The 21,899-nt window shown below is 67.7% G+C and carries 27 protein-coding genes; 12 read left to right on the top strand and 15 right to left on the bottom strand.

Annotated elements, in window-relative coordinates; genetic code table 11:
* The first annotated feature begins 1 nt into the window (after nt 1).
* The 5 genes from ACFOW8_RS08500 (at nt 2) to ACFOW8_RS08480 (ending at nt 2,541) form a co-directional block, all read left to right on the top strand.
* Nucleotides 2–430: a hypothetical protein gene (locus ACFOW8_RS08500; protein WP_378547925.1), complete on the top strand. Its 429-nt coding sequence runs from the start codon at nt 2–4 to the stop codon at nt 428–430.
* A gap of 281 nt (nt 431–711) precedes the next feature.
* On the top strand, nt 712–1,137 hold the full coding sequence (locus ACFOW8_RS08495; protein ID WP_378547922.1) for a hypothetical protein: 426 nt from the start codon (nt 712–714) through the stop codon (nt 1,135–1,137).
* Between the two features lie 37 nt (nt 1,138–1,174).
* Nucleotides 1,175–1,696 carry a helix-turn-helix domain-containing protein gene (locus tag ACFOW8_RS08490; protein WP_378547918.1) on the top strand — a complete coding sequence of 174 codons (522 nt, stop codon included), beginning with the start codon at nt 1,175–1,177 and terminating at the stop codon, nt 1,694–1,696.
* Nucleotides 1,693–2,151 (top strand): hypothetical protein, encoded by a 459-nt coding sequence (locus ACFOW8_RS08485; protein ID WP_378547915.1) that lies wholly within the window; start codon nt 1,693–1,695, stop codon nt 2,149–2,151. The genes ACFOW8_RS08490 and ACFOW8_RS08485 overlap by 4 nt, the downstream gene beginning before the upstream one ends.
* A 114-nt stretch (nt 2,152–2,265) precedes the next feature.
* Nucleotides 2,266–2,541, top strand: a complete 276-nt coding sequence (locus ACFOW8_RS08480; RefSeq protein ID WP_378547912.1) for a hypothetical protein — start codon at nt 2,266–2,268, stop codon at nt 2,539–2,541.
* On the opposite strand, the gene ACFOW8_RS08475 is transcribed toward ACFOW8_RS08480, so the two are convergent.
* Both ACFOW8_RS08475 and ACFOW8_RS08470 read right to left on the bottom strand, forming a co-directional pair.
* Complete coding sequence (locus ACFOW8_RS08475) at nt 2,538–3,008, bottom strand: hypothetical protein (RefSeq protein ID WP_378547909.1); 471 nt, start codon at nt 3,006–3,008, stop codon at nt 2,538–2,540. The genes ACFOW8_RS08480 and ACFOW8_RS08475 overlap by 4 nt on opposite strands.
* A gap of 7 nt (nt 3,009–3,015) precedes the next feature.
* Complete coding sequence (locus tag ACFOW8_RS08470; RefSeq protein WP_378547906.1) at nt 3,016–4,440, bottom strand: hypothetical protein; 1,425 nt, start codon at nt 4,438–4,440, stop codon at nt 3,016–3,018.
* Nucleotides 4,441–4,587: 147 nt separating this feature from the next.
* Between ACFOW8_RS08470 and ACFOW8_RS08465 the strand changes: the two genes are divergently transcribed.
* The 7 genes from ACFOW8_RS08465 (at nt 4,588) to ACFOW8_RS08435 (ending at nt 7,422) form a co-directional block, all read left to right on the top strand.
* The gene (locus ACFOW8_RS08465) at nt 4,588–4,830 is read left to right on the top strand and encodes a hypothetical protein (RefSeq protein WP_378547903.1); all 243 of its coding nucleotides are present in this window, start codon (nt 4,588–4,590) and stop codon (nt 4,828–4,830) included.
* Nucleotides 4,827–5,006, top strand: coding sequence for a hypothetical protein (locus tag ACFOW8_RS08460; protein WP_378547900.1), 180 nt, complete (start codon nt 4,827–4,829; stop codon nt 5,004–5,006). The genes ACFOW8_RS08465 and ACFOW8_RS08460 overlap by 4 nt, the downstream gene beginning before the upstream one ends.
* A complete protein-coding gene (locus ACFOW8_RS08455) occupies nt 5,003–5,254 on the top strand; it encodes a hypothetical protein (RefSeq protein ID WP_378547897.1) in 252 nt (83 codons plus the stop codon). The genes ACFOW8_RS08460 and ACFOW8_RS08455 overlap by 4 nt, the downstream gene beginning before the upstream one ends.
* A gap of 138 nt (nt 5,255–5,392) precedes the next feature.
* Nucleotides 5,393–5,524 carry a hypothetical protein gene (locus ACFOW8_RS08450; RefSeq protein ID WP_378547894.1) on the top strand — a complete coding sequence of 44 codons (132 nt, stop codon included), beginning with the start codon at nt 5,393–5,395 and terminating at the stop codon, nt 5,522–5,524.
* 457 nt (nt 5,525–5,981) lie between these two features.
* Entirely contained in the window at nt 5,982–6,125 is a 144-nt protein-coding gene (locus tag ACFOW8_RS08445; RefSeq protein WP_378547891.1) for a hypothetical protein, read from the top strand.
* A gap of 5 nt (nt 6,126–6,130) precedes the next feature.
* Entirely contained in the window at nt 6,131–6,340 is a 210-nt protein-coding gene (locus ACFOW8_RS08440) for a hypothetical protein (protein ID WP_378547888.1), read from the top strand.
* Between the two features lie 107 nt (nt 6,341–6,447).
* Nucleotides 6,448–7,422 carry a hypothetical protein gene (locus ACFOW8_RS08435; RefSeq protein ID WP_378547885.1) on the top strand — a complete coding sequence of 325 codons (975 nt, stop codon included), beginning with the start codon at nt 6,448–6,450 and terminating at the stop codon, nt 7,420–7,422.
* A gap of 66 nt (nt 7,423–7,488) precedes the next feature.
* Here ACFOW8_RS08435 and ACFOW8_RS08430 read toward each other — a convergent pair whose 3' ends face one another.
* Genes ACFOW8_RS08430 through ACFOW8_RS08370 form a run of 13 tightly spaced genes read right to left on the bottom strand, consistent with a single transcriptional unit; the run spans nt 7,489 to nt 21,869 of the window.
* Entirely contained in the window at nt 7,489–7,929 is a 441-nt protein-coding gene (locus tag ACFOW8_RS08430; RefSeq protein ID WP_378547882.1) for a hypothetical protein, read from the bottom strand.
* On the bottom strand, nt 7,929–9,536 hold the full coding sequence (locus tag ACFOW8_RS08425; RefSeq protein WP_378547879.1) for a hypothetical protein: 1,608 nt from the start codon (nt 9,534–9,536) through the stop codon (nt 7,929–7,931). Before ACFOW8_RS08425 ends, ACFOW8_RS08430 begins: the two co-directional genes overlap by 1 nt.
* 27 nt (nt 9,537–9,563) lie before the next feature.
* Entirely contained in the window at nt 9,564–9,941 is a 378-nt protein-coding gene (locus ACFOW8_RS08420; RefSeq protein ID WP_378547876.1) for a hypothetical protein, read from the bottom strand.
* Nucleotides 9,942–9,947: 6 nt separating this feature from the next.
* A complete protein-coding gene (locus ACFOW8_RS08415) occupies nt 9,948–10,178 on the bottom strand; it encodes a hypothetical protein (protein ID WP_378547873.1) in 231 nt (76 codons plus the stop codon).
* Complete coding sequence (locus ACFOW8_RS08410) at nt 10,175–10,912, bottom strand: N-acetylmuramoyl-L-alanine amidase (RefSeq protein WP_378547870.1); 738 nt, start codon at nt 10,910–10,912, stop codon at nt 10,175–10,177. The genes ACFOW8_RS08415 and ACFOW8_RS08410 overlap by 4 nt, the downstream gene beginning before the upstream one ends.
* Nucleotides 10,899–11,513, bottom strand: a complete 615-nt coding sequence (locus ACFOW8_RS08405) for a hypothetical protein (protein WP_378547867.1) — start codon at nt 11,511–11,513, stop codon at nt 10,899–10,901. The genes ACFOW8_RS08410 and ACFOW8_RS08405 overlap by 14 nt, the downstream gene beginning before the upstream one ends.
* On the bottom strand, nt 11,510–12,556 hold the full coding sequence (locus ACFOW8_RS08400; RefSeq protein WP_378547864.1) for a hypothetical protein: 1,047 nt from the start codon (nt 12,554–12,556) through the stop codon (nt 11,510–11,512). Before ACFOW8_RS08400 ends, ACFOW8_RS08405 begins: the two co-directional genes overlap by 4 nt.
* Nucleotides 12,553–13,629 carry a hypothetical protein gene (locus ACFOW8_RS08395; RefSeq protein ID WP_378547861.1) on the bottom strand — a complete coding sequence of 359 codons (1,077 nt, stop codon included), beginning with the start codon at nt 13,627–13,629 and terminating at the stop codon, nt 12,553–12,555. Before ACFOW8_RS08395 ends, ACFOW8_RS08400 begins: the two co-directional genes overlap by 4 nt.
* On the bottom strand, nt 13,626–14,681 hold the full coding sequence (locus tag ACFOW8_RS08390; RefSeq protein WP_378547858.1) for a hypothetical protein: 1,056 nt from the start codon (nt 14,679–14,681) through the stop codon (nt 13,626–13,628). Before ACFOW8_RS08390 ends, ACFOW8_RS08395 begins: the two co-directional genes overlap by 4 nt.
* 9 nt (nt 14,682–14,690) lie before the next feature.
* Nucleotides 14,691–16,328 carry a Gp37-like protein gene (locus tag ACFOW8_RS08385; protein ID WP_378547855.1) on the bottom strand — a complete coding sequence of 546 codons (1,638 nt, stop codon included), beginning with the start codon at nt 16,326–16,328 and terminating at the stop codon, nt 14,691–14,693.
* The gene (locus ACFOW8_RS08380; protein ID WP_378547853.1) at nt 16,328–17,200 is read right to left on the bottom strand and encodes a phage tail protein; all 873 of its coding nucleotides are present in this window, start codon (nt 17,198–17,200) and stop codon (nt 16,328–16,330) included. Before ACFOW8_RS08380 ends, ACFOW8_RS08385 begins: the two co-directional genes overlap by 1 nt.
* The gene (locus ACFOW8_RS08375) at nt 17,197–21,525 is read right to left on the bottom strand and encodes a hypothetical protein (protein WP_378547851.1); all 4,329 of its coding nucleotides are present in this window, start codon (nt 21,523–21,525) and stop codon (nt 17,197–17,199) included. Before ACFOW8_RS08375 ends, ACFOW8_RS08380 begins: the two co-directional genes overlap by 4 nt.
* Entirely contained in the window at nt 21,522–21,869 is a 348-nt protein-coding gene (locus ACFOW8_RS08370) for a DUF5361 domain-containing protein (RefSeq protein ID WP_378547849.1), read from the bottom strand. Before ACFOW8_RS08370 ends, ACFOW8_RS08375 begins: the two co-directional genes overlap by 4 nt.
* Nucleotides 21,870–21,899 lie beyond the last annotated feature (30 nt).

Raw genomic sequence — 21,899 nt, 5'->3', positions numbered from 1 at the left:
AATGTCTCTAACCGATTCCCGTCCGCGCCAAATCTGCCTGCCGACAGGCACCTCCCCGTCGGGGCGCCGAGCCGTCGCCTGGTGCGCGTGCGGCTACCGCACAACGCCGCGCGTCGACCGCGACCGCGCCCTGGCCGCCCTGCTCACCGAGCATGGCTGGACCACCCCGGTGTGCGCGTTGTGTGAGCGCACCCATGACGGCCCGCCGGAGGTGCTGCTCCGCCAGGTCGAGATCCGGGACGACCCGGACGGCGGCCAGTACTTGGTGTGCCGGGGTGTGCCGCGGTCCTGCCTCGACGCCGGTGCGCAGCTACAGCTGCGGCTCGACCGCGCGGTGTCCGACAGCTGGGGCATCGAGATGCCGCGGCCCCGACTTCGCGTGATCCACGGCGGCGGCAGTGACCAGGTGCTCCACGCGCACGATCGCTGACTGCACCGCGCACGGCCACCGCTCGCGCAGCAGGCCAGCCCCTGGTCGACCAGTTCCCCTGCGGCGGGAGGGGTTGGGGCTCCCGGCATTTCGGACGACCTGCCGAAACGCGGGGGCGAGTCGGATTCCGCGATGCCTTCCCGGAATGTCGGCCCATTCTGGTATCAAGGCGGCAGGGCACCTGGATGTGGCCTGTCAACGCGTCTTGAATTAGCAGTGCGGAGGGGTGCATGCCAGGCCGGTCCAACCCGTGGCTCCTTGGAGTCCGACGTCAGAACGCGATGCTTGAGGAGTACAAGCGTGAGTTCAGAGAGGTGCTGGATCACATCCAAGCTGAGGCGGCAGGTGCGCTGGTAGAGCGAGAGATGGCCCAGCAGGAGCTGATGAAGCTCATGCAGCGAGCGCACGAAGGCACGGTTCGGGACATCGAGCACGAGGCGCTGGACCGAAGGGGCGACGTGGTTGCCGAGCTTAAGTTTCCCCGGCCGACGAGTGATCAACCCCGGTTGAAAAACCTCCATGGCTGGCACTACAGGCTGTATGCCGGAGCGCCGACGGGCCGACACTCCGACTACCTTGTATGGTCCCTCGCAGGCCGCAAGCCCGACGCAGCCAAGAGCAAGGCGTGGTGGTCGCTCCAGGACGGCCATATCGACCAGGCGTTCAATCGCTTCAAGCAATGGATAATCTCACGATGTGGTGTATAACACCCATAGGCGCGACTGTTGCGGTTAACCTCAACACATGAGTGTGTACGAGGAACTCGCCAGTCAACTGGGGATCGACACGAGCGATCCCACGACCACTCTCGCCCACGACCTTGTAGAAGCCGACGATCAGCTACTGGAAGACCTGGTCGCGCTCAGGAAGGCGTCGGGCCTGAAGGCCGCTGATGTGGCGCGCAGAATAGGCCGCGACCGGTCTGCGGTCACCCAGTTCGAGAAGCTCACCGCAGACCCGAGACTGTCCACGATCAGACGCTACGCTCTCGCGATCGGAGCACGAATCACGCACAAGGTCGAGAAGGTGGCCGAGTGCGCACCGGAGGTCACCCCAGATTCTGATCGCCCCGCGACCGCGCCCGACGTTGCATTCATAGCCAACGCCTACGTCGTGTACAGCGACGCTTCGCGGGTGGTGGAACAGCGGCCCCATTGCACCTACCATCACGCGCTGAGCAGCTTCCTCGACGGCTGGGGCACGCTACAGATGCACACATCGGCGCCGAACGCCAACGATGCTTCGGAGGAGGGCTGCCGCGCATGAAGCTGACCGCCTTGAACGCCGATGCTGCCCAGATCGACCCGGCGTCAGGAAAAGTCCATGCGCTGGGGATCGGCGCTCAGACGACGACAACGCCGCTCCCTCCGCTTGCGCTCATCATCATCATCGACCTCGAGCCCTCGGAGGAATTCGGCAAGTCCTCAAGCATCAGAGGGATGTTGCATTCCGCGGATACCGGCAAGCCGTTCCTCATCGACGGCGAGAGGCCGTTCGGATTCTCGACGCCAGCCCCGACCGGCGGAAGCGATCGAGCCGTCCTCACCCTGTCCTTTACGGGCGGAATCACAATCGACCCCGGGAATTACTACTGGGAAGTGGAGATCACCGAGACGCCCGAGAAAGTTCGGATACCGATGCAGGTACTCGGCCCCGATATCGACGAGACCGCCGATGCAAGTCTAGAGGCAGGCGAAGACTCACAACTCAGTCCACGCTGAACGGCTGGGGCTAACGGCCGACGACGCGGGCATAGGCATTGCCGAGCTGGATGTGAGCGAGGAAGGCAAAGGCCAGGCACACAAGAAGGGCTGTGACCCGCCTACGCTGGCCACATGTGTTCGATCGTCTGGCACCTCGGCGACGGCAAGCCCGTCGAGCCCGGACGGCTGTACCAGGTGCGCGGCGGAAGCTGGGCCGAGCCGGTGCCGATCCGCTGCCCGAACGGACACCGGCTCGGCCCCCACCAAGTACTGGTCGGGTCACTCGCCTGCCCCGCCATCGCACGCCACCACCGCACGCACGCCTGCCTCCAATGCGACGCCGTCATCTACTGGCCGCCGGTCACCGAGGCGTGCGACCACACCCGTGGCAACTGGATAATGCGCTAGCTGCGCTCCGCCCCGCTCGGCCACACGATGTCCACCGGGATGCCGCGCTGGCGGGCCAGCTCTACGACGGTCCCCGTCCCACCGCGCGCCGAGACCTCGCCGTCCCATACCGCTATCAGGCGGTCAGCCTCGTCTACCAGGACGGCGTTCGCGGCCTCGTAAGCGTCCCGGCCGGGGGTGTCGAAGTCCATCACCCGGACCTTCGCGGCGCGGGCGATCAGGTCATCGAACAGCGGCGCGTGGTCCGGCTTCACCTTGGTCTCTCGGTATCCACGCGACGGCAGCACCACCTCGAGCTGCCCGCCGGCATCAAGTACGGCCGCGGCGAACACGCTGTCGGCGCCGCGCGCGATGCAGGACACCCCGACAAGATCGGGTGTGCCTTCGATCAGGTCGGCGACCGCGGCGCGCACCAGCTCGGCCGTGCTGTCGGTGATGTTCATGTGTCCGGTGACGCTGATCCTCATGAGCCCATCATGCCGGGGAGGCCGTCAGCGGCTGCATCAGCTCACGCAATTCGGCTACCGGCCGGGCGTCACCACACTCCTGAGCTCGCCGGTGCACCTCGACCAGCTTGCGCCGCACCCGATCCGATGAGGTCTGCGCCACCGACTCCAAGGCCAGCACACCCAGGCGGTGAGCCTCCTCGTACTCCCCCTGGATCAGCCGAGCCTCCGCGGTCCCCAGCTGATCCAACGCCGTCGACCGCCACCGCTCCGGACGGCGGGTACTGATCGCCTTGTCGATCGCCTCCGCTGCCTCGCCGGCATAGGCGGGACGGGTCCGGGCCAACTCCAGCAGCCTTCCGCCGAGGGTGCCCGACAGCTCCGCCGCATCGAAGTAGTGCATCCAGTAGGGATCTTCGGCGACGTCGACCCGCTCGAACTCGGCGAGCGCCTTGTCGCTGGCACGGTGGAAGGCCGACGGGCGACCCAGCTGCGCGTAACTCCAGGCCTCCCTGGTGTGCAGCAGCGCTCGCATGGTCGCGGTGATCCGGTCGGAGAAGTGATCCTGCGCCACACGCACCAGCTCCAGCGCGTCGGCCGCCCGAGCTTGCCGGTACGCGATCCGCTCCGGGCCGGTCGTGCCGGACTCCAGAGTCAGCATCTGCCGCGCCATGCCCGCCATCGCGTGCGCGCACAGCGCTGGATCGTCGGCTTCCTGCGCGGATCTCACCGCCAGCAGGTAGTAGCCCTGCGCTGTCTGCTGGTCGCCGCTGTCCCACGACATCGTGGCCGCCGTCTCCGACAGTAGCGACAGCACCCGCTGCAGCCTGGCGCGCACCGCGGTATGGGTGCTGTCGCGAATCAGATCATTGACCTCGTCGAGCTGGCCGACGACGGCTTTGCGACGCAGGCCGCCGCCGAACTGATCATCCCACTCCCGGAACATTCGCGCCGCGTGCTCCAGCTGCTCGATCTCACGCATCCCGGACGTGCTCATGGCCGCACCACCGAGACCGCCGGCCCTCCCCCGCAGCCATCGCTCCAGCGGCTCGAGGAGGCCGACGCCGACGACCATCCCAACGATGGCCTGCGACGCTGTGCGGCGGTCCAACAGCAGATCCTTCCGGGCGAGGTCATGGGCGACCGCCGTGGTGTCGGCCGACCAGATGGGTGGACAGTCGTCGATATCGACGATGTCGGGCACAGCAGCGTGGGCAGCGACCGCGCGCGAAGCCCGGATCTGCTCGAACCGCGTCCGCTGCTCCGGCGTGGCGGCGGCATAGATCTCCGCCATCGCCGCGGCCGAGGTGTCCGCGAGCACGACAGTGCCATCGGATACCCACTTCTTCACCGCGCCGATGCTGACCATCGCACGGCTGGCGAACCGGCCTTGAGGGATGCCGAGCGCCAGCCGCAGGGCGGTCGCGTCCGCTCCTGTCCACACCTCATACATACCCGTCACCTACCCCATCGGCCGACCGGATGTAGCCCATGGTGTCCGACGGTAGACCACGGTAGTCCGTCGTGTCCTGTTGTTGATCTGGGGTTTTCGCAATCGTTGAGGGCGAAGCGACGGGTTCCGATCCAGCGGGGAGTTGCCATGGACCGCGCACCACACTTATTCGACCACCTGACCGCACGGCAGCGCGCTGTGCTCAATGTCCTGATTCCCGGCGGCATGCTCACCGTCGAGCAGATCGCCCGCGGGGCGCGCCTGCCGCAGTGGAAGGCCAAGCGCGACCTCGGAGCCCTGTGCCGCGAGGGCATGGCATTCCGCGACCGGGCAGAGCGCTGGCAAATCTCACCCCTGCTGCGCCGCCCACCCCGGCGGGCCGTCCGATGAGCGGCTGGCTGCAGCACCTCGACGGCACATGGTCGAGAGTCGACGAGACGGGCCGCCTGCACACGATGGCACTCGGACCGTGGGACGACACCGGCGGCCAACTGCAAGAGCTCGACGCCGACGTGCGCGCGGGCCTTGCCGTCCTGGACGCGCTACAGGAACGGGCCGACAGATGAGCACCCAGCAGCTGACCCGCTGCCAGCGCTGGACCCTGGAGTCCCTCGCCGCGATGGCGCCGACCAGACCACAGGCCACCACCGTGCACGACCTCGCTCGCGCGCAAGGCAGCTCCGCCCGCCAAACCGGCATCTACCTCAGCCAGCTGCACGCAAAACGGCTCGTCCACTACCGGACCCGCGCGAACGGGCTGCTGTGGTGGGTCGCCGATACCGGCCTGGAGATCCTCGCACCACCCGACGAGTGAAGGAGATCTGCGTGGACACAGTGATTCTCGTGATCGTGCTCGTGATGGCCGTCGGCGTGGCCTGGCTGGTCATCGACTCGATCCGCCGCTGAGACCTGCTCCATCCGGCTCGACCGACAGTGTGAGAGGAGGTGAATCATGATTCCGGGACCTGACGGCAACGCTGGCAACAGCAACAACGCCGACAACGCCCTGGCCGAGGAGCTTTACGGCAAGGGGAAGTCGACCACTCACGTGACCGACTGGAAGGCATCTGCCGACCACCAGTAGCGATACCGTCCCCTGTCTGCCGATTGCCGGGAAACCGGCAGACCGAGCACGGATAGACGGATGCGCCCCGCCGATCTCGCATCGGCGGGGCGTGTTTGAAATTCGCCGATAATTTCCTATCCAATTGGGTTGCGTAGTGTAATACACTACGCTATAGTTATTCATGTAAGGGCAGCCAGTTCTTACAACACAACACAAGAGGGTGGGTCCACATGGACAAAGGAGATGTTTACTTCATCATCGGCCTGGTTTGGACAACGGTTATCGGGTTCTACCCCGCAGCCGCTCCAAAGATTTCCAAGTGGCGAGCCAAGCGCCGCTACAAAGGAAAGCACCGAAAGAAGTAACACCCCCTGAGACGGCGGACCGGATAGCTCATACCTACCCGGTCCGCCCCACCAAGTAGACCCCCCTCCTGTCGTTGCGTCAACCACCCCACCCACAGAAAGACGTCACGATGAGAATCTTCGCCCTGCTGGCCGGTCTCGCCGTACTCGGCGCGGTCCTGCTCGCCGACAACTGGAGCCCCGTACGCGCCGCGCTCTACGCTGCAGCGTGGCTGGTCGTCGCGGTCCTGCTGATCAAGTTCGCCCGGAGGTAGGCCCGATGCCCAGACCTGGCCCCCGCCGGCCGGTCCTCACCCTGCGCATGTCCGACGACCTGATCGTCGCCCTGGACGAACAGGCGATCGCCGAGGACCTGCTGACCAAGGCTGGCGAACCGAACCGGTCAGAGCTGATCAGGATCATGATCGAGTACGCCCGCGAGACCATGCCGAACGGCTGGCGCCCGGAAGGATGGGAATACCGCGGCTGATATCCAGCGCCCCCGCCGGCCACGCATCCGGCGGGGGCGTTCGCACGTTAACGCGCGATCGCCTCCGTTCGATCATGGTGCAACACCAACTTCACTAGGGGGGTTCGTTGATCGATCCGAAGACGCCGTCGGCTGAAAGTGCGAGTCGCTCCCAGCGCGGCCTCCTGATCGCGGCGATCGCGCTGGCCGTGCTCGCTGTAGTCGGCATCGGCGTACTTGTTGGCATGTCGCACTCGCCGTCGTCCGGCGAGACCTCGACCGCAGAGTCCGCGAGTGGCGGCATCGGGTCGCCGATCGAGTTCCGCCGAGCCGACAGCGGCGAGCTGATCGGAACCATCACGATCCGGGATAGCGTCCTGGTTCCGGCCGAATGCGTCATCGACCCGGTCGCGGGCACGGCAGGATTGGCGATCCAAGTTGAGATTGACAACTCGGGCACCGTCGGCATCGGCAGCCCGGACATGTACACACTGACCACCCTGCACCGCGACGGCATCACCCACCCGACAGAGAACGGGGTACTCAAGAGCTCGTGCTCTGAGCGGTGGCCATCTGGCAAGTCCGCCGACGTCGGCTTGCGTACGTCGCAGTGGATTCTCCTGCATGTCCAGCAGGACCCAATCGCGGTGCAGTACACCCCGATCGTGGCCGCCCCAGGCTCGACATGGGCGAACCTTGAACTTGTCGCGACAGCACCGAAGTCAGTGACGATCCCGCTGCCTGCAACGATGTCAACCGCGGCGATGCCGACGGCAACCGCGGCAACGACGCCATCCACGCCTGCAGCTAGCGCGACTACCCAGGCGCCTCCTCCGACGAAGACGGCAGTGGCTCCGGCTGCTGGGGTGGCATGCGATCCGGACGTCGACAACTGGGCCACCGATGCCTCCGGCGGCCAGCTGAAGTGTGCGTACGCGGGCGGACCCACGCCGAAATGGGTGAACTCAGCACCGCTGATCGGCACACGAACGCCCGGCACGCCGTGTCGGCAGGGCGAGGGAGTCGCCGAATCGCCATCCGGCCAGACGCTGGTGTGCGCGGGGATGAGCGCCGACACGTCGGTGTGGACGCCGGGGCCCTGAGAAACGACGAAACGCGCCCCCGCTGGACGAATCCAGCGGGGGCGCGTTGTGTATTACGGGGTCGTTCTATGTGCAGCGGACCCAGGTGTTCACCCCGCCGCTCACGGTGAGGTTGAATCCGCTGGTCGACTTCGCTTCCAGGGTGATTTGGTCGCCGAGCGCGACATCAGCCGGGCCGGAACAGGTCAGGGTCGCCGATCCGAAGGTCGGCACCGAGGTCGCCGTTGAGGTGGCGATGATGGTCGACCCGATCTTGAGCTGGATCTGTGCGTTCTGGGCGCTGGAGCTGTTGGCGATCACGATGCTCGCCGAGATCGTCGCACCTGATTTCGGACCCTGGACGACCAGATTGTCGGACACCACGGACGATCCGGGATAGGTGCCGGTGTCGGCGGTCCAGGCGGTGACCTTGGTGAACGTGTTCGGCAGGGCGGAGCTGTTGCCGTTCTTCGTCATCCCGGAAGGGAAGAACGGCAGGCCGCGGCCGCCGGTGACGATGGCACCCATCAGGCCGTCCCGGTGATGTCCGCGACTAGGCCCTTCCCGGGGGTCGTGCCGACACCGGTGATGTGCACGGTGAGGATGTCACCGAGCGCGAACGCCCAGCTGCCGGTGGCGGTCCCGCCGGCTACCTGGTTCGCCGCGGTGATCGTGGCCGAGCTGCCGGACACGGCGACGCCGTTCTTGCGCAGCTCGACGACCAGGTTGCCGGATGCGTCGGCCGTGACCGCCCGGTAGGTCACGCTGGTGAACACCGCGGCGCGCTGCAACTTGACCCCGACCGGGTAGTCGCCGGTGCCCGTGGCGCGGGTGGTGTCTTTCCCGAACGCGAAGATGTTCAGGTCGTAGGGCGAATCTCCCGACGCGACCTTGCCGTCGGCGTAGGTCTTGTTCACCAGGTCATCACCAGCTGATGGCGTGGCGCTGCTGGTGATCTTGCTGGTGCCCATGTCCAGCTGTTGCGACATGGCGTTGCCCGTGGGAGTGATGTAGATGCTGCCCGTGGGCGACCCGGGTTCGATGTAGATCGGGCCTGTTCCCGCTGTCGAGTCCCACACGCTGAATCCGTCGCCGCTGTTGCAGCCGAATTCGTAGGCTTGCCCGGACTCGTTGTCGAGGATGACGCGGGCGGTGTCGCCTGGCGTGGACGGGACGATGTTCGCGCCGGCGATCTGGGCGCCGGTGCTCATGGTCTTGTAGCCGGTGATGGTTTGGTCGCTGGTCAGGTCGACCATATTGGCGAGCGCCGGCACGGTCGGGGCGGACGCGGTGCCGCCGAGGTCCCCAGCGAGCTGGATGATGCCCTTGGTGGTGGCGTCCGCATCCGGAGCGGCCGGGCCGGTGGGGCCGGGTGGCAGGGTCAGATCCAGCGTCCACGCGGGCGGCCCGCCGGAGACAGTCGCATCCGCCGGGCCCTCGGTGACCGTGCCGATGCTGAGGTCGAAGGAGTCCACGGCGGCCTGCGCGGCGGCTTCCGATGCTGCCGCCGCAGATTCCGATGCCGCTGCTGCGGCCGCGGCGTCGGTGGCGTCCTGGATCGCGGGCACCGTCACCGGCGGCAGGTCGGTGCCGTTGTCCAGCCAGAAGGTGAGGTCGTTGCCGCTGATGGTCACGTTGACGACGGACAGGCCGCGCACCACGGCCTCGCCGGTGCTCGATGGGACCGGGGACGCCAGGGTCAGGTCGACCAGGCCGACCGATCCGGTGTCGGGGTCCGCAGGGTTCGGGCCGGGCACATACTCGGGCACCTCGAACGAGAAGGGCGCGATCGGCACCGGGTCGCCGTCGTAGGACAGGTCGAAGGTGACCCGCCACGTCCACTCCGACGGGTTGGTGTCCGCCGACGGCGCGACCAGCCGCAGACCGCGGTCGCCGCGCCACGTCAGGTACCCGAATTCGTCGAGGCTGGCAACGTAGTGCTTGGGCAGCTGGACATAGGTCGCCGGCGCTGGGGATGCGCTGGCCACCAGGATCTTCGGCGCCTCGGCAGTGAAAGTGACTGTGCCGGTGAGCGGCTGGAACTCGGGCAGGTCGTCGATATCGGGGCCGTCGATGATGTTGGCCAGGAACCGGCCAACGACGCGGCCGTATTTCAGCGGTGGCAGGTCAGCCATGTCGCCCCTCCCGCATGATCGATGTGGTCACAGCGCGACTCCTTCGAGAGGCGGTGGAGGTGGCACCGACGCGCCGAGAGTGCGCAGCTCGGCTGCCACCATCTGATCCCATTCAGCGTGTGCGACGGCCGCCACGCGGCGGCGCGCGGCGGCTTCCTCGGTTTCCTGCTTGTGGTCGGCGAAGGCGCGCTCGATCTGTGCCACGCGATCGTCCGCGGCCTTGGTCGCCTTCTCCGCCAGGCCGGTGGCGATCGCTTCCAACTTGGCGACGTTGTCGACGCGCTGACCGCGGCGGCCGAAGACTGCCCGCGTCATTTCGGCAAGCGCGCCGCCGCCGACCATGCTGCCGAGCACGGTGGCCCATTCCTGCACGTCGCTACCTCCTGTCGGGGTGAGTGCGGTCACCGGCGCTCACTCCTCGATGCGTGCGTGGCGGCCAGCCGAGGCTGGCGTGACGCGAGCTCGTGCGCCAGCAATAGCGCCACCGCCGAGCACCGCGACGACCACCGCGACCAGCAGCTCGGCGAGCTGGTCGTCGATCGTTCCGCGTGCGACGAGGTAGGCGACGACCGCCAGTAGGACCGGCGTCAGCCGTACCGCGACCGGCTCACGCGCCGCCAGCTCGAGCAGCCGGGCGATCACTTCTCGGCCTTCGGGTCGTAGCAGCCGGGCACGCCGAGCTTCTCGCCGATCGCTGCCACCGCGTCGACCAGTGTGCGGTCGCCGAGCTGTGGCCAGCCGGGGAAGTCTTCGCCGACATGGGTGCCGGGTCCGGCGAGCTGGTCGAGCGCGAGCCCGGCCGCGGTCTGTGCATCCATCACGGCGTTGTCCTCCTGGTGGTCGGTGGTGAAGTCGCGGACATGCGCGGCGAAGACATCCCAGGGGAATCCGGCGCCAACGTCGGTGTGCGTGCCCATGCCGAGGACCTGGGTCACGTAGTTGTGATCGGAGATCCCGGAGCCGCGCCGGTAGGGCGGTGCGATCACGGCGGTCGGGATCTCGTATTTGCGGCAGTCCTGCACGGCCAGCCATGCCGCGATCTCGATGCCGCGGCCCATCAGCTCGAGCCACTGCGCGCGCGACCACGCGGCACGGCTACCGGCGAAGCACAGGTTGATGCTGCTCGGGTTGGCGTTGAGCACCGACCACGAGCTGTAGTCGGTGTCGACGACATCGCAGACGACGCCGTTGTTGTCGACGGTGTAGTGATAGCTGACCTGGTTCGCGGTGTTCTGCAGGTATCCGGCCAGGGATTCGGCGGTCCCGTTGCCCTCCTGGGTGTGCAGGAAGAAGTTCGTGATGCGGGCGCCGCCGCGCGGACTATTGGCCTTGGACCATCGTTCGATCTCGCGGTATGTGGGCTTAGCCTTGGGCATCCTTCGCCTCCTCGATCTTGGTGCGGATGGTGTCGACAATCCCGGCGAGTGCCTCGGACTTCGTCGCGGCCTGGAAGGCGACGCCGCGGGGGTGCTCGGCTTTCCAGGTGCCGTCGGGCAGCTGCTCGGTGGTGACGTCGTCGACGTCCCAGTAGGCCTCGACGTCGGGGATCGGCCAGCTGCCGTCTTCGTCGCGGCCGTAGTGCAGGCCGGTGTCGTAGGGGCCGGGCAGTCCGCCTGGGGTGGGTGCCCAGCGGATTGTCTCCAGCGCGGGGTCGCGGCGCCAGCCGCGGGTGATCAGGTAGTCGGCGATCCGTGGTGCCTGAGCGACCTGGATGACGGCCGGATCGGCGAGCTTGCGACCGGCGGGGTTCTTCCATTCCGGGAGGTGGACGACGGCGAGCTCTTCGGCGAGCTCCCGCACTTCGGGGGCGACCTCGGGGACATCCAGGGTCGGCAGTGTGCCCTCGACGACGTGCTGCAGGAACGCCCGCATGCGCTCGGTGACGCGGACGCCGTCCTTGCCGGTGGCGTGGTATTCGATGGCCTCTTGTTCGCGGCCAGCCTCGGTGACGACCTCGTGGATGATCTCTTCGCTCACGGCTGCCCTTCCAGGGGTTGGGCACCGACGACCAACTGCGCGCCGGTGGTGATGATCGAGTAGTTGCGGGTGCCGGTGACCCTGCGCACGACCACGTAGATCTGGGCGGTGGTGTTGGCGGCGACGGTGCCCGCGGTGGAGTCCGGCGAGATCGGCGCGTCCCAGCGCGGGAAGAACTGCACCTGGGTGTGGTTGGAGGCTGCGGCGCCGAAGCCGTAGCCGATCATCGGGCCGTCGGCCGCGCCCAGCCGGATCTCCACGTCCGGTCGGGAATCGTTGATGGACGGCACATGCGCTTGCAGGCCGATCGACCCGCTGAGCACCACCGGCCGCCACGGGATCGGCTGCGCCGGAATCGTCATCGTCGCGATCGTCTTCGGCGATGCCGAGAGGTTGGAGCCGCCGGTGAACTGCGATCCTGCGATTGCCCACGGTCCGCCGAGTTTCGGCGAGGGAATCGGCCGCCACTCGGAGCCGGCCTCATTCCAGGCGAGCACCGATCCTTGCCGGGCCGTGCCGAGGTCCCCGACGTCCTCGGCGTCGGTGATCGCGCCCGGCTCACCGGGATCACCTTGCGGGCCTTCCGCGCCGCGCGGGAACTGCACTTCGAGCACCTGGTTCGGTGGTGTGCCGGTGAGGACGGCAGTCGCCGAGGTGCCGGGGTCGCCGATGGTGGCGACACCGGAGAGGATGTTCGGTGGCCCCTGGTGGCCGGGAGCCTGGAAGGCGATCGTGAAGCGCACGAAATGCAGGCCGGTCCACAGGATCACGCTGTTCTCGTCGACCACCCGCCAGGCGCGGTGCGCTTCCGCTTCGCCCAGGCCGAGGGTTTGCAGGGTGGCCAGGTCTGCGATGTCGCCCATCCACTGCCACGGCCACGCCGGATCGCCCTGCGGGCCAGCCGCACCGGGAGCGCCGTCGCGGATCTCCAGCAGCCCCCCGCGGTCCACCAGCTCGAGCGGGTTCACCGTGTACGGGAGACCGACCGGATCGGTGACGCCGCGCAGGGTGAGCGTGATGTCGCTGTCGTAGACGATGGTCATGGCGCTCCCGTCACCGGCACCGCCCACACCGTTGCGTGCGCGCCGGTGCGGATGTAGTTGTAGGACCCGCTGCCGAGGTTGCGGCGCAGCACGATCGCGATCACCGCGGGCACACCGGCCGAGACCACGCCGACCGATGACGCGGGGGTCATGGAGGCGGTGTTGTACTGCGGCTGCACCCTGGTGAAGGACTCCAGCCCGAAGGGTGTGCCGGGTCCGTAGCCGACGATCTGCCCGGCCGCGTTGGTGATGCGGGCCTCGATGTCGACCCTGTTGCTGTTGTCGGTGGCGGTGGTGCGCACGAGCGCGCCGCCGAACACCAACGGTCGCCAGTCGACGTCCTGGGCGGGGACGTTGATGGTGCAGAGGGTGTTCGGGCTGGTCGATGTCCCGGACGCCGAGGCGATGAATCCTGCGCCGCCGTCCCACGAGGCGCCTTCGAACGCGGTCCAGGGGCCGCGCCATCCCGGGTACGGGGTGGGCGTCCACTTCGAGGTCGTCGAGTTCCACAGCGGCACCGCGCCGTCGACCGGCGGGGTCGTGTCGTCGTAGTCGGTGGCCTCCCGCAGTGGGCCCGGCGAACCGATCGGCCCTTGCGCGCCCTGCACGCCGCGCGGCACCGTGATGTCGAGCGTCTGACTGGGCGGGGTGCCGGTGATCGTGATCTCCAGGTCGGCGCCGACCGCGCCGGTGGTGACCGTGCCCATCGTCAGCGTGTTGACCTCACCGGTGGGGCCGTGCCCGCCGAACGCTTCGGCGAAAACGTCGAATGCCGACCCGTTCCAGTACATCAACGTGTTGGTCGACTCGACCCGCCACGCCTTCCCTGCCTGCGCTGGGCCCAGAGACTCGGCCAGGGAGGCCAGGGCGACCGGGTCGGAGATGTCGCCCTCCCACCGGAAGCGGTGCGCGGCCGGTCCCTGCGGGCCGGTCGGTCCCGGCGATCCAGTGGGCAGCTCCAGCGACCCGTCCTTCGGGGTGCCGTTGAAACTCTGGGCGATCCCCGGCTCGCCGATGCCCTCGTTGATGCCGCGGATCTGGGTCTGCTCGAAGTACTCGCCGATGGTGGTCACTGTGCAGCCTCCGGGACTGGCTGCGCCCACACCGTGAGCGCGGCCGCGGTGATGGTGTGTCCGATGTCGTAGCCGGTGCCCGACCCGACCCGCTCCACCGCGACGATCAACGTGGCCGATTGACCGGCCGGGACGGTCGCGTAGGTGCTGGACGGGGACAGCGGTTTAGTGCCCTCGTCCCCGAAGGCGGGCGAGAAGGCGACCGGCAGATAGTTCGGGCCGGAAATGCGGTGCCCTGCACCGGATGCCACCATCACCCCGGTCGCCGTGCCGAGCCGGACGCGGATCTCCGCCCGCGCCTCCGAGCCTTGCTCCATGAAGATGTGCATCTGCCCCCAGCACATCGGCCGCCACTGGAACGGCAGCGCCGGGATCGTGAAAGTGCCCGCCGTGTAGGCGGGGATGGCTTCCTGGTGGTTGGCGGCGAACTCCGAGTCCCACCAGGCCCACGGCCCGAACCCGTTGGGCGGCTGGGTGGCTTCCCACCGGCGGCCGGACGAGGTCAGCGCGAAGGATGACCTGTTGGTGGGGCCGACGGTGTCGTCGTAGTCGGTGGCCTCCGCGATCGCTCCGGACGTGCCCGCGGGCCCGGGCGGGCCGGGCAGACCGGCCGGTGCCGTCGCCTGCAGCTGCTGCGCTGAAGTCGCGCCGGAGAAGCGCAGCGCGGCGCCGATCAGCGCCGGATCGTGCGTGGTCGTCACGGTGACTGTGTTCGGTTCGGCGACCGGGCCTTGCGTGCCGACCGCGCCGGGCGAGTGGATCCAGGTGGTGCCGTCCCAGAAGTCCATGCCGTCGTCGTCGAGGCGATGCCACCACTTGCCGCGGTCTTCGGTACCGAGACCGGCCGGGCGTGCGGCCTCGTCCGCGATGACGCCCTGCTTGGCGAAGGTGGTCCGGGCGTCGCCGCGCGGTCCGGTCGGGCCAGCGGGGCCGGCGGGGAGCAGCTGCTCAGCGGCCTCGGCCGACGGGGTGACGGTGGCGGTGAGGATCGGCAGCCCGTCCAGGTCGACTTCCTCGGTGGCCACCAGGCGGGCGGAGATCTGGGTGTCCAAGACGGCCTCCTAGAAGATGAGCAGGTCGAGGTCGGCGCCGACGTCGGTGGCGATGGACTGCACCGCGGTCGCCAGCTGGCCGAGCCGATTCCAGGCTTTGGTAATGGTGTCGTCCTCGTCGCCGCCGTCACCGATCGTCAGCTCCCACCGGGCGCCGCCCTGACGGTCGTCGGTGAAGCTCATCTGGGTGACGAAGTCGGTGAAGATCTGATCACCGAGCTGGAATCCGATCTGGTCGCCGAGGGTGAAGTCCTTCCCGAGCAGGTACGGGGCGCCGTCGCCGACCGAGACCTTGTGACTGGTGTAGCCGCGGGTCGCCCACAGACCGGCCCGGCCCGCCATCACCCCGTCCAAAGTGAAGGCCTTGGTCGAGTTGGCGACGACGTGCTCCTTGAACGCGAACGGCCCAGCCTCCCTGGTGCGCTCGGCATTCGAATACGACATCCAGGCCAGGAACACGTCGTCGAGCTGGCCTTGATACAGAGAGTCCAGGCCGGGGATGCCGATCAGCAGGCCGACCCAGGACAGCAAGTTCTTCATGGCGATCTCGATGCCGGCGTTCACCCAGCCCGGGGATTTTCCGCCGACGATCACCGATGTAGCCAGCGGCTTGTGCACTGCGACCTCGGACGCGCCGATGCCGGAGTACTCCCCCGGCAGATACCAGACGTGCGGGAAGTTCCGGAAGGTGCCGAGCGGCCCATGCTCACCGTAGATCGCTTCGTACTCGTGCTGTGCGTTGAAGTTCGGGTACCGGACCGGGGTCGTGTCGTCGATGAAGTCCTCGAACCATGAGACGAGCCCGTCGATCAGCGTGCCGGTGGGGCCAGTGACGCCGGACTTGTCAGTTGTCCACAACACCACGGTCGGCTTGTCCAGGTAGAACCATTCCGGGGCGGGCTGCTCGTCCTCGCCGGGCAGGAAGAACTTCGCCTCCAGCACGACACCGGAGTCGTCGAGCCAGGTCGAGAAGAACTCGCTGGCCATGTCGAAGCGCGCGGATCCGGCGGCCCATTTGCTGGTGTCGGTGAGGATCCACACCGGCACCATCGCGATCGGCCACAGCGAATCGCCCGCGCGCACCCATTCCGGCGCATCCGACCACTGCCCGGGATATGCCGAGGACTGCTGCCGGATCAGGTTGCAGGACATGTAGATCCCGATGAGGGATTCCGTCGGTCCGAACAGCACCATATGCCTGGGCCATTGCGCCAGGATCGGCGCGAACGGGGACGCCCACAGCGCGGTGGTGGCGATGTGCTGCCAGCAGTGGATCGCCTCGACGTCGATGTACTCGACGCCGTCGTCATCACGGACCAGAGCGACGCGGGTGATGTAGCCGTCCCACCGGAACGCCTTGGTATCCACGGTGATCGGCGCGGTCCGGTTCTCCGGGCCCACGCCGTCCTCGTCGAGGCGGAACAGGTGGTCGAAGTACAGGGTGTCGCGGCTCAAGCGCATCTTGAGCCCGCCGGGAGCGTTCTTCGTGTAGGTGAAGGTGATGTCGAGGTAGCGGCCCTCCTCCCCCACCTCCTGCAGGTACTTGTCCCAGTAGCGGACCAGGCACGTCTGGTCGGCGCGGTCGGCGTCCTCCTGTCGCTGAGCCAGGTCCATCCGCCGCACCTCGACGGCGCGATCCCACGCCATCAGAACGGCCTCGAGCTGCGCGGCGTGACGGTCACGGTGATCTCCGATTCGGTAGTGCCGCCCTCGGTGACAGCCACCGAGATCGGCAGCGAGGACCACGGATCGACCGATCGGAACCACCGGCGGCCCGCCAGCTGGCCCCACACGTTGCGCCCCGACGGCACCGCACCGGAGTAGACGCGGGCCGTGCGATGCCGCGGGTGACTGTCGATGCGCAGGGTTTCCCCTTCCTCGATCACCGGGGTCTCCACCATCCGCAGCGGGTCCTCCTCCAGCGGGTCGCCGATCCGCCACCGGCCGGGCCCGTTCATCGTGTAGCGCGGCCAGGCAGGCTGATCGGCAGCGTTACGCGCCATCAGCACCCCCTCACCGAAGGCGTCGACGTTGACCCAGGTCGTCGATTCCTCCAGGTGATGGGCCAGCGGATCCATCGCCACGGCCGACATCTGGTAGGCCACAGCGGCGTTCAGCGCCGGGTCGACGGTGCCGATCGGCTGAGGTGGGCCATCGAGCTGGTAGAGCTGGAACCGCCACCCTTGATGCCGGGTGAACCATGCCGCCTTGAACGGCAGATCTGTCGACCAGCCGCGGAACCAGGCGTCGTGGACCGCATGGAAGCCGCGCACGGTGTCCGCCTGGAGCAGGATGTTGAAGTCCCACTCCTTTTTCGACCGGACCGACCGCAGGAACGTGGCGCCGTCCTGGCGGGCGCCCTCGCTCACGAGCAGCGCGGTGGGCGCGAACATGTGCCCGGTCTGGTCGAGGATCCGGGCACCTTCACGACCGGCGCCGGTGCCATGCAGGTGCCAGCACCGGCCATGAATGTCCCAGCCGACGATCTTCGTGGCCTCGCGGCGAAGCAGCGGATTCACCGGCCGAAACCTCCATTCCGCATGGTCGCGAGATTCGTGCGTCGGATCTGACGTTCGACGGCCGCAGCCGCGCCCTCTGGGGACATGCCGTAGTTGTTGACCGTCATGCCCCCACCGCCCATCGCGCCCATGCCGAGCACGCCCGCGCCCGTCTCGACCATCTCTCTCCAGTTGTCGGAGAAGAACCCCTGCAGGTCGGAAGCAGTCGACTCCCACTGCGTCGCGGCCTGAGTCGAGAGATTCGCGAAGGCCTGCTCCGGCGAGTCCGCGAGGTACCACGGGGCATCTCCAGTGAACAGGTCGCCCGTCAGCGGGGTGCCCTGTAGCGGATGCGTGGATTGCGCGGTCGACGACGAGAGGTCGTAGGGGGTGGAGGATGCAGTTGTGTCGGAGACTGCCGGTGTCGACAGATCGCTTCCGGTGACATCGACCCCTGTTGCCTCCCCGGAAAGGCTGAGGCTTGTCGGCCAGTTCGTGACGAAGACGTCGGTCGCGCTGGTCGTCCCGGCGTCCTCGCCGTTGCTTTCCTCGCCGGTACCGTTCGTTGAGCCGCCGGTGCTTCCCTGGCCGAGCTTGCTCGGTCGGCCGCCGCGGATCTGGCCAGATGTCCCGCCTGAGTTGCCGCCGGAGCCGCCGCCTGTGAGGTTGGGACCCAGGCCCCGCCCCTCATCACCGGAGTCGCCCGACAGCGGCAGGTGCCACTTCAGCGGGAAGGATGCCGCCGATGCGGCAGACGGGCCGACCTCTACGCCGTCGGTGCCGTTGCTCTCGACGTTGAGGTCGCCCAGGGTGCCCGCCATGTGCGAGTTGGGGCCGCCGCCGCCGCGCTTGACTCCGATCGAGAAGTCGCCGTCGCCGCCGAGTCCCTTCTCGAAGCCGAACGCTGTGAAGTCGGATTCGGTTGAGAAGTAGCGCTTCCGTGGGTCCTTGCCGGTCAGGACGGCCCAGATTCCGCCGATGAATCCGGAGCAGTCCCATGACGGATCGCCCACGCCGCCATACTGGTACGGCTTGCCGGCCTGCCCGCGCGCCCACTGCTGGGCCTCCACCAGGCCGCCGGTGGCGAATCCGGGGAACATCGCGTGCATTTGCGCGGCCGTTGGGGTCCAGCCGGAGTTGATCGCCTCCAGCAGGGGCAGATTCGCGGCGGTTGCGCGGGCGTTGATGACGTACTCGCCATTGCTGGCCGCGATCAGGAATGAATCGCTGGTTCCGGTGCCCGGTCCATGAAGCAGGCCGCCGGTCGCCGCGCCGTTGCGTTCAGCCCAGGCGACCATGGACTTTCCGGTATCGGCCACGCCGCTGCTGATGCCCGGAATGTCGGGGATCTTTTCGAGCAGCTCGCCGATCTGCTTGACCGCTTTGGCGATTGTCGTGACGATCCCCCGCCACTTCTCCGAGACCACATTCGAAAGGTCGCCGAAGAATTCCTTCATTTTCTCGATACCGGCGCCGACCTTCTCTCGGACCGTGGTGATCACCGTGGCGACTGTCTCCAGGCCGGTTCTGATCTCGTCGGTCATCTGCTGCACGTAGGGGATGACGTACGGGATGATGACGTTCTTCACCAGCCAGGTCAGGGCTTCGATGAACTTCTGGATCTGCGGCAGGATCGCGATGACGACATCGAGGAATGGCGGCAGGAGCTCCAGCGCGATTCGCGCCAGGTCCGGGATCATCGGCGCGATCGCCAGCACCAAGTCGCCGAACGCTTGCGCCAGGTCGGGGATGTGCGGCGCTATCTGCACCAGCGCGGCGGCGAGCGCGTTGCCGATCTGACCGGCGACGTCGGCCAGGATCGGCTGCAGCTCCTCGAACACCGGCAGCATCGCATCAGCGAACTGCTTGATCACCGGCCCGAGCGCATCGAAAATCGTTTCCAGCGCGGGCGCGAGCGCCTGCACCAAACCCGAGATGACCTCGGCGATTACCGGCAGGATCGGCGCGACGGCACCGACCAGCGATGCGAATGCCCCTGCCAGGGGGCCCATTGCTGGCTCCAGCGCAGTGAATGCCTGGGCGAGCGCGTTTCCGACGATCTGCGCGATCTCTGCGAGCGGGCCGATCAGCGGGGTCAGCGCCGTCATCAGAGACGACAGCAGCTCGCCGATTACCGGCAGCACCGGCTCCAGGCCGGTGGCCAGGGCGTCGATGAATGTGGCCAGATCGGGCAGCAGCGCGGTGAGCGTCTTGGCGAACGTCGCGCCGATCGCACCGAGTGACGGAGCCATCTGCTGGATGGATGCGCCGATCGCAGTGAACAGCGGGCCCAACGTGGGGCCGACGACATTGCCCATCTCGATGAGGCCGTCGATCAGCGGGTTCAAGCCGCCGCCGAGGCCCTCCAGGATGTCGCCGAAGGTGGAGAACAGTTGCGTGAGGGCGCCGGACTGGAATGCGTCGGTGAACGCCTGCCCGATGCTTCCGAGCATTCCGCCGAACTGTTCGCCGACCTTGGTGGCCACGGGAGTGAATGCCTGGCCGAAGTCCAGGAATCCGGTGGTCATCTGATGCAGGCCCGCGGTCATGCCGCTGATGAAGTCCGCGGTCCCCGCGAAGATGTTCCGGACGGCGTCGAGGTTCTGGGGCGCCTGCCAGAAGGTGGCGAATGATCGGGTGAGGGCGTTCAGGGACTGCGCAACATCCACCATTCCGAGCTTCAAGGTGGGGAGCGCGTTTTCGGCGAGGTCGGTGATCCCCTCCGCGGACGCATCGAAGAGAGAGTCCTGGACCGCGGTCCGGAGGTCTTCCCATGCGGGTGCGAGCGCGCGGGTCGCGGTGACGAACGCCTGCGCGTTCGGGGCCAGGTCGGCGAACGCCTGGGCAGCCTTGTCCTGCGCAGCCGAGGTCTTCGTCATCGCTTCGGCGACAGCGTCCTGCGCCTTCGCGACCTGCTCGTTCGCGCGGGTCAGGGATCGCTCGGCCGCGGCGACGCGCTGATCTGCCTGCGCCTGGCGGTCTTTGGCCTCCACAACACGGTCGGACCCCTCGACACCCTTGTCGAACGCCTCGGCGGCTTCCTCCTGCAAGTCGCGATTGCGGTCCTGCGCCTGCGCGTACCGGAGCTCGGCGCGCTGCAGCCGCAGCAGCGCCTTCTCCCGCTTGTCCGGTGCGGCTTTCGCCAACTCTTCGCGCGCCTCGCGGAGCGCCAGCTCAGCTTCCTTCTCCGAGAGGCTCGCGTCCGCGAGCTTGAGCTGGTAGTCGTCGAGCTCGTCAGCGGCGTCCTTGTACGCCTGCGCGACATCCTCGGCGGCGTCGCGAGAGTCCTTCTGCGCATACTCGAGGTCGCGCTGCGCGTCCTCGACGCCATCCAGCGCGGACTTCAGCTGGTCTTGTGCCGCGGAGATCGCTTTGGTGCGCGCCTCGGCGTCGCCTGCAGCCGAATCGCTCGCGGCCGAGAGCGCCGTGAAGGCATCCCCGATGCCCTGCAATCCGACGGTGATGGTTGACGCCGCGGCGGCCGCGACGGGACCGAGGCCAGCGAGACCTACGCCGAGAGCCCCCACCGCACCCAGTGCTGCACCCGCGGCGCCGGTGATGCCGGCGATCGCCGCCGCTACTGCCGAGGCAACGCCCGAGCCTTTGGCGATTCCATCCAGCGACAGCGCTGACCGAACCCGGTCCAGGCCGCTGCGGTCGGCATCGATCTCGACGTTCTGCTGGATCGGCGAAGCCATCTGCTCCAGCGCCTGCCGCAATGCCGCGAACTGTGCCAGTGCCGCTGCCGAGTCGAGGTCGACCGGGATCGGCAGCGACCACCCGAACAGCGCCTGCATCGACGCGAGGGTGGCATTGACCTGCGCGGGGAAGTTGCTGAAGTCCGGCTCGACATCGATCTTCAGCTTCAAGTCGAACAGGCGGTCGAGATTCTCGACCTGGGCCTGCATCGCCGCCGGGAAGGTGGAAAAGTCCGGCTCGACATCGACCTTGATCGGCCCGATGGACATCGTCGCGATGTCGGCGTTGATCTTTTGCGCCAACCCGGTAGTGTCCGCGGTGACCGGCAGCTCGATCGCACCGAGGTGCGATACATCGACCGTCGCGCGGAGATTGATCGGGTTCAGCCAGGCGTGGTCCTGTGCATCCCGGATGGCCTGCTTGACCTCGCGGTCGAACGCGCTGGTGTCTGAGGTGATCGGGATCTCGATCGCGCCGATGTGGGATACGTCGACGTCGGCCTTGACGTTGATCGGGTTGGCGTCAGCGTGCAGCTGTGCCGCGCGCATCGCGTTGCGAACCGAGGCCGCCAGCTTGTCCGTCTCACCGACGATGGACACGTACGCGGTGGCGAGTTCGATCGCTTCCGGCGCATCAGGTGTGGTCACGCCACCTCCCATCCCAGGAATTCGTTCATGTCGGAGATCGCCACCGGCTTGTCACCGATCCGCTCCGGCTGGGCTATGCCTGGCCGCGGCACCGGCTTCGGCCGGTTTCGATTGCGCTGCCCGTCTTTGGTCTTCGCCCACATCAGCCAGCGCAGGGAGTCCACGGCGTCGGCGAGCAGCATTTCCGAGAGCCCCCACCGCCAGTCGGTGACGATGGTGCGGTAGAGCGCGGACTCCGGCCTGAACTGGAGGGTGTCGACGATGGCGTGCAGGTCGGCCCAGCTGAGGGCCTCGGTGCCGAGGTCGCGCAGCCGTAGGCCGCGGTCGATCAGGTCCGCGGCCACCGGCGTGGGGTGCTCCTCGATGAGGGCGAC

Origin of the sequence: Nocardia rhizosphaerae (assembly GCF_042650365.1) — a bacterium.
Lineage (GTDB): Bacteria > Actinomycetota > Actinomycetes > Mycobacteriales > Mycobacteriaceae > Nocardia > Nocardia rhizosphaerae.
The sequence above is the reverse complement of the archived record's forward strand: the minus strand, read 5'-3'. Positions and strand labels throughout refer to the sequence as shown.

Excerpts from the sequence above, each read along its gene's own strand:
- ACFOW8_RS08500 (WP_378547925.1), top strand. The coding sequence starts at position 2 with ATGTCTCTAACCGATTCCCGTCCGCGCCAAATCTGCCTGCCGACAGGC.
- ACFOW8_RS08495 (WP_378547922.1), top strand. The coding sequence starts at position 712 with ATGCTTGAGGAGTACAAGCGTGAGTTCAGAGAGGTGCTGGATCACATC.
- ACFOW8_RS08490 (WP_378547918.1), top strand. The coding sequence starts at position 1,175 with ATGAGTGTGTACGAGGAACTCGCCAGTCAACTGGGGATCGACACGAGC.
- ACFOW8_RS08485 (WP_378547915.1), top strand. The coding sequence starts at position 1,693 with ATGAAGCTGACCGCCTTGAACGCCGATGCTGCCCAGATCGACCCGGCG.
- ACFOW8_RS08480 (WP_378547912.1), top strand. The coding sequence starts at position 2,266 with ATGTGTTCGATCGTCTGGCACCTCGGCGACGGCAAGCCCGTCGAGCCC.
- ACFOW8_RS08475 (WP_378547909.1), bottom strand. The coding sequence starts at position 3,008 with ATGAGGATCAGCGTCACCGGACACATGAACATCACCGACAGCACGGCC.
- ACFOW8_RS08470 (WP_378547906.1), bottom strand. The coding sequence starts at position 4,440 with ATGTATGAGGTGTGGACAGGAGCGGACGCGACCGCCCTGCGGCTGGCG.
- ACFOW8_RS08465 (WP_378547903.1), top strand. The coding sequence starts at position 4,588 with ATGGACCGCGCACCACACTTATTCGACCACCTGACCGCACGGCAGCGC.
- ACFOW8_RS08460 (WP_378547900.1), top strand. The coding sequence starts at position 4,827 with ATGAGCGGCTGGCTGCAGCACCTCGACGGCACATGGTCGAGAGTCGAC.
- ACFOW8_RS08455 (WP_378547897.1), top strand. The coding sequence starts at position 5,003 with ATGAGCACCCAGCAGCTGACCCGCTGCCAGCGCTGGACCCTGGAGTCC.
- ACFOW8_RS08450 (WP_378547894.1), top strand. The coding sequence starts at position 5,393 with ATGATTCCGGGACCTGACGGCAACGCTGGCAACAGCAACAACGCCGAC.
- ACFOW8_RS08445 (WP_378547891.1), top strand. The coding sequence starts at position 5,982 with ATGAGAATCTTCGCCCTGCTGGCCGGTCTCGCCGTACTCGGCGCGGTC.
- ACFOW8_RS08440 (WP_378547888.1), top strand. The coding sequence starts at position 6,131 with ATGCCCAGACCTGGCCCCCGCCGGCCGGTCCTCACCCTGCGCATGTCC.
- ACFOW8_RS08430 (WP_378547882.1), bottom strand. The coding sequence starts at position 7,929 with ATGGGTGCCATCGTCACCGGCGGCCGCGGCCTGCCGTTCTTCCCTTCC.
- ACFOW8_RS08425 (WP_378547879.1), bottom strand. The coding sequence starts at position 9,536 with ATGGCTGACCTGCCACCGCTGAAATACGGCCGCGTCGTTGGCCGGTTC.
- ACFOW8_RS08410 (WP_378547870.1), bottom strand. The coding sequence starts at position 10,912 with ATGCCCAAGGCTAAGCCCACATACCGCGAGATCGAACGATGGTCCAAG.
- ACFOW8_RS08400 (WP_378547864.1), bottom strand. The coding sequence starts at position 12,556 with ATGACCATCGTCTACGACAGCGACATCACGCTCACCCTGCGCGGCGTC.
- ACFOW8_RS08385 (WP_378547855.1), bottom strand. The coding sequence starts at position 16,328 with ATGGCGTGGGATCGCGCCGTCGAGGTGCGGCGGATGGACCTGGCTCAG.